This is a genomic window from Mycobacterium asiaticum, from assembly GCF_001673365.1.
In the GTDB taxonomy this organism is placed as follows: domain Bacteria; phylum Actinomycetota; class Actinomycetes; order Mycobacteriales; family Mycobacteriaceae; genus Mycobacterium; species Mycobacterium asiaticum_A.
This window is the reverse complement of sequence record NZ_LZLS01000138.1, coordinates 42,091-48,715: the sequence shown is the minus strand read 5'-3', so window position 1 is coordinate 48,715 and position 6,625 is coordinate 42,091. Positions and strand designations below refer to the sequence as shown.

Sequence of the window (6,625 nt, the reverse complement as noted above, 5' to 3'; positions counted from 1 at the left end):
ATTATTCCGCTATCCGATGGCTTGTGCCATCGGGCCGACTTGAAAATCTCGAAGCCGACTAAAAGATCTACGCGCAGGTCACCAACATCCGCCTGATCCGCGGCAACGGCGTCGATGTGCTCAGAGATCTGATCGGCCCGGCCTCGTTGACTGGTGTGCGGGTGTTCTTTCCCGACCCGTGGCCCAAGGCACGCCACCACAAGCGGCGACTTATCCAGCCAGGCACGGTTTCCCTGATCGCCGATCGGCTACTCCCCGGAGGTGTGTTGCACGCTGCAACCGACCATCCCGGCTATGCCGAGCACATCGCGGAGGTCGGCCGCGGAATCGAACAAGCCGAACCGCGACTCGTCCGCGTCGAACCCGGCTCCGAATCGCTTCCGATCTCGGTCAGTCGTCCCATCACCAAATACGAAACGAAGGCTCAAGCAGCGGGCAGCACCGTCACCGAGTTCGTCTGGAAACGAGAAGGTTCGCCTGGAAACGAGAATCAGTGACACCGAACCGGAATCAGATGAACGGATGAGCCTCACCGAAGACGTGGCTGTGACCGGCCAGTTGGCCGGCGATCTCGCCGAGGACGGCCTGGCGACGTTCGACAAGTCGGTTAACCGCGTGCTGTTGGTATGGGATGCGCCGAACCTCGACATGGGGCTCGGATCCATCCTGGGCCGACGGCCGACGGGGTTGGAAAGACCCAGGTTCGACGCGCTGGGCCGCTGGCTGCTCGCTCGCACCGCCGAGGTCGCATCCGGACGGCCGGGCGTGACAGTGGAGCCCGAGGCTACCGTCTTCACCAACATCGCGCCCGGCAGCGCCGAAGTGGTCCGGCCGTGGGTGGACGCGCTGCGCAACGTGGGATTTGCCGTCTTCGCCAAACCCAAGGTCGACGAGGACAGCGACGTCGACCGCGACATGCTCGACCACATCGAACTGCGGCACCGCGAGGGTCTCGCGGGCCTGGTGGTGGCGTCCGCCGACGGCCAGGCGTTCCGTCAACCGCTGGAGGAGGTGGCCCGCGCTGGAACCCCTGTTCAGGTGCTTGGATTTCGTGAACACGCTAGTTGGGCGCTAGCGTCGGATACCTTGGAGTTCGTCGACCTGGAAGACATCGCGGGTGTTTTCCGGGAGCCACTGCCGCGGATCGGCCTCGATTCGCTACCCGACCAGGGAGCTTGGCTGCAGCCGTTCCGGCCGCTGTCCGCGCTGTTGACCTCGCGTGTATGACGACCGACGTGCTTGAAAAAAGAAGAGGATTGCGCGGGTCGCTAGCGATCCAGTAAGGAGCTTACGTGTTCGCCTGGTGGGGTCGAACTGTGTACCGATTGCGGTACATCGTGATTGGTGTCACGGTGGCTCTCTGTTTGATCGGCGGCGTTTTCGGGCTCAGCCTCGGCAAGCATGTCACCCAGAGTGGTTTCTATGACGACGGCAGCCAGTCAGTCAAGGCGTCCGTTCTCGGCGACCAGGTTTACGGCCGTGACCGTACCGGTCACGTCGTCGCCATTTTCAAGGCGCCGGACGGCAAGACCGTCACCGACGCGGCGTGGTCGAAAAAGATCACCGACGAGCTCAACAAATTCGTCGCCGATCACCCCGATGAGGTGCTCGGCTGGGCCGGGTATCTGCGCGCGCCGGACAGCACCAGCCCGCTGATCAAGGGCATGGCCACCGACGACAAGCGCTACACCTTCGTGTCGATCCCGCTCAAGGGCGACGACGACGACACCATCCTGACCAACTACAAGGACATCGAACCCGCGCTGCAGAAGCTCGACGGCGGCACCGTCCAACTCGCCGGTCTGCAACCGATTGCCAGCGCGTTGACCGGCACCATCGCCACCGACCAGCGACGCATGGAGGTGCTGGCGCTGCCGCTGGTGGCCGTCGTGCTGTTCCTGGTGTTCGGTGGTGCGGTCGCGGCCTGCCTGCCCGTGATGGTCGGCGGTCTGAGCATTGCCGGCTCGCTGGGCATCCTGCGATTGATTGCGATGTTCGGACCGGTGCATTTCTTCGCCCAACCGGTCGTCTCGCTGATCGGTCTCGGTATCGCGGTGGACTACGGGCTATTCGTCGTGAGCCGGTTCCGAGAAGAGATTGCCGAGGGCTATGACACCGAGGCCGCGGTTCGCCGCACGGTGATGACGGCTGGTCGCACGGTGGTGTTCTCGGCGGTTTTGATCGCGGCTTCCGGCGCTAGCCTGTTGTTGTTGCCGCAGGGCTTCGTCAAGTCGCTGACGTACGCGCTGATCACCGCGGTTACGTTGGCCGCGATCCTGTCCATCACCTTGCTGCCGGCCTGCCTGGGCGTCCTGGGCAAGCACGTCGACGCACTCGGTGTCCGGACCGCGTTCCGGGTGCCGTTCCTGCGTAACTGGAAGGTGTCGCGGGCCTACCTGAACTGGTTGGCCGACCGCCTGCAGAAGACCAAGACCCGCGAAGAGGTCGAGGCCGGTTTCTGGGGCAAGCTGACGAACTTCGTGATGAAGCGCCCGCTGGCGTTCGCCATCCCGATCATCATCGGCATGATCCTGCTGATCATCCCGCTGGGCAACATGTCGCTGGGCGGCATGAGCGAGAAGTATCTACCGCCCAACAACGCGGCACGCCAGTCCCAGGAGCACTTCGACACGCTCTTTCCCGGCTATCGCACCAATCCGCTGACCCTGGTGATCCAGTCGACGAACCACCAGCCGGTCACTGATCAGCAGGTTGCCGATATCCGCGCGAAGGCCATGACGATCACCGGGTTCATCGAGCAGGACAACGACCCGGCCAATATGTGGCAGGAACGTAGCCACGCGCCGGGCGGATCGAAGGATCAGTCGGTGCGGGTGCTGCAGAACGGCCTGATCAACCCGGCAGACTCGGCGAAAAAACTCGAGGAGCTGCGGTCGATCACGCCACCCAAGGGCATTGAGATATCCGTCGGCGGCACGCCGGCGTTAGAGCAGGACTCGATTCACAGCCTGGTCGACCGGGCGCCGTTGATGGTGCTGGTCCTGATCAGCACAACCATGCTGTTGATGTTCCTGGCGTTCGGCTCGGTGGTGTTGCCGATCAAGGCGGCGGTCATGAGCGTGCTGACGCTCGGGTCCACCATGGGCATCTTGACCTGGATATTCATCGACGGACACGGCGCCGGGTTGCTGAATTTCACGCCGACGCCGTTGATGGTGGTGATCATCGCGCTGGTCGTCGCGGTCGGCTACGGCTTGGCTACCGACTACGAGGTCTTCCTGGTCTCCCGCATGGTCGAAGCGCGTGAAAACGGCATGTCCACCCAGGAAGCGATCCGGATCGGTACCGCAACAACCGGGCGGTTGATCACCGCTGCCGCGCTGGTCCTTGCCGTGGTCGCCGGTTCGTTCGTGTTCTCCGACCTGGTGATGATGAAGTACCTGGCGTTCGGTCTGATGGCGGCGCTGTTGCTGGACGCGACCGTGGTCCGAATGTTCCTGGTGCCGTCGGTGATGAAACTCCTCGGTGACGACTGCTGGTGGGCACCGCGCTGGATGAGGCGCCTGCAGAATCGCATCGGACTGGGCGAGATCCAGCTGCCCGACGAGCGTAAGCGGCCCGCGAGCACGGTACGGCCGCCTGTGACCGCTGGTCTGGTGGCCGCGGGTGCGCCCACTGGTCCGCGCCCTCCGCACGACCCGACGCATCCGGCGGCACTGACCCGGCCAACCCGTCCGGAGCTGGGACCGGCGCCGGTAAACCCGGTTCGGAGCCAACCCAACGCGGAGGAGGCGCCGACGACGCGTTTATCGGCACCGACCCGCAACGGCCCCGTCCAGATCCCGGCAAAGCCACCCGCGAAGGGGTCGGGCTCGTCGAAGAACCCGTCGAAGGCAACGACGCAGCCGCCGACGCGCGTACCGCCGCCGAAAGCCCCGGCCGCCAAACCGCCGGCACCGTCTGCCGACGAGACCAACAAGATGCCTGCCGCGGGCGGACGACGTCCACCGGAACCGGCTGGCGACCCGGCCGACAAAACGGCGGCCCTGCCGGTCCAGCGCGCCGAAGGTGACGACTCCGAGACGGCCACCGAGAAGCTGAACGCACGCGGCATACAGGACGAGAACGGCGCCGACACCGGACGTCGCCGTCGTGGAGGCGGCGGCGGGGTCAGCGCCCAGGATCTGCTGCGTCGCGAGGGTCGCCTCTAACGCACCCTCGCGACGAGGCTGGGACTAGCCGTCGGGCTTGTCCGGCTTCGCCTCGACGATCGCCGACACCTCGTCACTGTCTTCCTGCTGTTCGACCTCTTCCTCAGGATCGGGAGCCAGCAGCACCTGCAACGCATTGTTGAGGAACGCGACAGTGGGGACGGCCAGCAGCGCACCGACGATGCCCGCCAGCACGCCGCCGGTGGAAATGGCCAGCACCACCGCCAGCGGGTGAATGGATACCGCGCGACCCATCACCAGCGGCTGCAGCACATGCGCCTCGAGTTGGTTCACCACGATCAGCAAACCCAGTGTCAGCAGCGCATAGAGCAGGCCTTTGGCCAGCAATGCCACCACCACAGCCAGCAGTCCCGAAACCAGGGCACCGATCAGCGGCACGAAAGCGCCGAGGAAAACGATCGATGCCAACGGCAGCGCGAGTGGGACGCCCATGATCGCCAACCCGGCCCCTACCCCGGCCGCGTCGGTCAGGGCGACCAGGAAGGTCGCACGAATGTACCCGGTCAGCGCGCCGTATCCGGCATGACCGGCGTTGTGGACTCGCTCGCGGACGTGGGCCGGGAAGATCTTCTGGACGTACTGCCAGATGTTGCGGCCGCCGTAGAGGAAGAAAATCAGCGTGAACAGCACCAATACCGCCGCGGTGACCAGTTCGGTGACGGTGGCGGCGGTGGACAGCGCGCCGCTGGTCAACTTCGACTGGTTGTTGCGCAGCGCTTCGATGGCGGCGTTGCCCGCGTTGTCGATCTGCTCGCGACGCACGTGCGCCGGGCCCTCGATCAGCCACCTACGGCTGGAGTCGATGCTGCGCTCGACCTGCTTGACCAGGCCCGGCAAACCCTCCATGAACTGTGTGACGACGAACGCCAGGATGCCGCCCAGGATCGCGAAGCCAGCCAGCAGGACCGCCGTAACGGCGGCGCCGCGCGGCAGGCCGCGCTTGTCCAGCCAGTCGACCGCCGGAACCAGCAACGCGCTGAGCATCAGCGCCAGCAACACTGGCACGACAATCACTTCGAGCTTGTCGACCACCCACAGCACCGCGACCGCGGCGCCGACGATGACCAACAACCGCCACGACCATGCCGCGGCCTTGCGGACCAGAGGGCTTACCGCATCGTCGTCCAAGGTTGCCGACATTCGGCAAGCCTAACTGGGCGGCAGAGCTATCTCCCGCAAACACGGTCGGCACGATCAGGTTACGACCCCGACACGTCAGCGACGTGCACCGATGCCGCGGCCATCGGCACAGCTACCCTAATGCGATGTCGTCCGACGCCGCCGCCCGCAAGCTTGTGGGCCGCTTGGGCACAGGGCCCGGCAAGCGCGATGCGCCCGCCCGCGGCAAACACTGGTGGCTGCGTCGGTTGGTGGTGGCCGTCGTCGTGGTCGTGCTCGGCGTCGAATTGGTGTTGGTGCGCGACCAACTGGCCAAGGCCTGGATGAGTTTGTACGAGGCCAAGTGGTGGTGGTTGGTCGCCGCGATGGCTGCCGCGGCGGCGTCGATGCACAGCTTCGCCCAGATCCAGCGAACGCTCCTGAGCTCCGCGGGTGTGCACGTCAAGCAATTGCGCTCGGAGGCGGCGTTCTACGCCGCCAACTCCCTGAGCACGACGCTGCCCGGCGGGCCGGTGATATCGGCGACGTTCCTGCTGCGGCAGCAACGCATCTGGGGTGCCTCGACGGTGGTGGCGTCGTGGCAGCTGGTCATGTCGGGTGCGCTGCAGGCGGTTGGGCTGGCCGTGCTCGGGTTGGGCGGCGCGTTCTTGCTGGGGGCGAAGAACAACCCGTTCTCGCTGCTGTTCACCCTGGGCGGGTTCGTCGCGCTGCTCCTGCTGGCGCAGGCGGTGGCATCGCGGCCCGAGCTGATCGAAGGGATCGGCAGCAAGGTCTTGCACTGGGTCAATTCTTTTCGCGGCAAACCGGCCGACACGGGGCTGGAGAAGTGGCGCGAGATCCTCATGCAACTGGAGTCGGTGAGCCTGAGCCGCCGCGATCTCGGGGTGGCGTTCAGTTGGTCGCTGTTCAACTGGGTTGCCGACGTGGCCTGCCTGGCGTTTGCCGCCTACGCCGCGGGTGATCACGCCTCGATCGCCGGTTTGACGGTCGCCTATGCGGCCGCGCGGGCAGTGGGAACCATTCCACTCATGCCGGGCGGGCTGCTGGTGGTGGAGGCCGTGCTGGTGCCGGGGCTGGTGTCGTCGGGCATGGCGCTGCCCAACGCGATCTCGGCGATGCTGATTTACCGGCTGATCAGCTGGCTGTTCATCGCGGCGATCGGCTGGGTGGTGTTCTTTTTCATGTTCCGCCGCGAGAACAGCTCCGACGCGGATTCCGACGACCCGCCCACCGATCCGGAACTACGCGTGGCGAACCTGAAAGCGTTCGCCGATCCGACCGAGAACTCGCTGCAGCCGGGTCCCGACGGCTGA

4 protein-coding genes and 1 pseudogene are annotated in these 6,625 nt (G+C 65.5%); 4 read left to right on the top strand and 1 reads right to left on the bottom strand.

The features are described from left to right. Positions 1-77: 77 nt before the first annotated feature. From A5634_RS14935 to A5634_RS14925, 3 genes and pseudogenes are all read left to right on the top strand, one after another. Positions 78-497, top strand: a pseudogene (locus A5634_RS14935) (tRNA (guanosine(46)-N7)-methyltransferase TrmB); the annotation flags it as partial. A 25-nt stretch (positions 498-522) separates the two neighbouring features. After that, positions 523-1,227 (top strand): NYN domain-containing protein, encoded by a 705-nt coding sequence (locus A5634_RS14930; protein ID WP_065144823.1) that lies wholly within the window; start codon positions 523-525, stop codon positions 1,225-1,227. 65 nt (positions 1,228-1,292) lie between these two features. After that, the gene (locus A5634_RS14925) at positions 1,293-4,172 is read left to right on the top strand and encodes an MMPL family transporter (RefSeq protein ID WP_065144822.1); all 2,880 of its coding nucleotides are present in this window, start codon (positions 1,293-1,295) and stop codon (positions 4,170-4,172) included. Between the two features lie 24 nt (positions 4,173-4,196). Here A5634_RS14925 and A5634_RS14920 read toward each other — a convergent pair whose 3' ends face one another. Continuing rightward, positions 4,197-5,333 (bottom strand): AI-2E family transporter, encoded by a 1,137-nt coding sequence (locus A5634_RS14920; RefSeq protein WP_065144821.1) that lies wholly within the window; start codon positions 5,331-5,333, stop codon positions 4,197-4,199. Positions 5,334-5,458: 125 nt separating this feature from the next. Between A5634_RS14920 and A5634_RS14915 the strand changes: the two genes are divergently transcribed. Continuing rightward, on the top strand, positions 5,459-6,625 hold the full coding sequence (locus A5634_RS14915; protein WP_065144820.1) for a TIGR00374 family protein: 1,167 nt from the start codon (positions 5,459-5,461) through the stop codon (positions 6,623-6,625).

Bases quoted from the DNA above. Each gene is read 5' to 3' on its own strand.
- A5634_RS14920 (WP_065144821.1), bottom strand. From the start codon at position 5,333: ATGTCGGCAACCTTGGACGACGATGCGGTAAGCCCTCTGGTCCGCAAG.
- A5634_RS14915 (WP_065144820.1), top strand. From the start codon at position 5,459: ATGTCGTCCGACGCCGCCGCCCGCAAGCTTGTGGGCCGCTTGGGCACA.
- A5634_RS14930 (WP_065144823.1), top strand. From the start codon at position 523: ATGAGCCTCACCGAAGACGTGGCTGTGACCGGCCAGTTGGCCGGCGAT.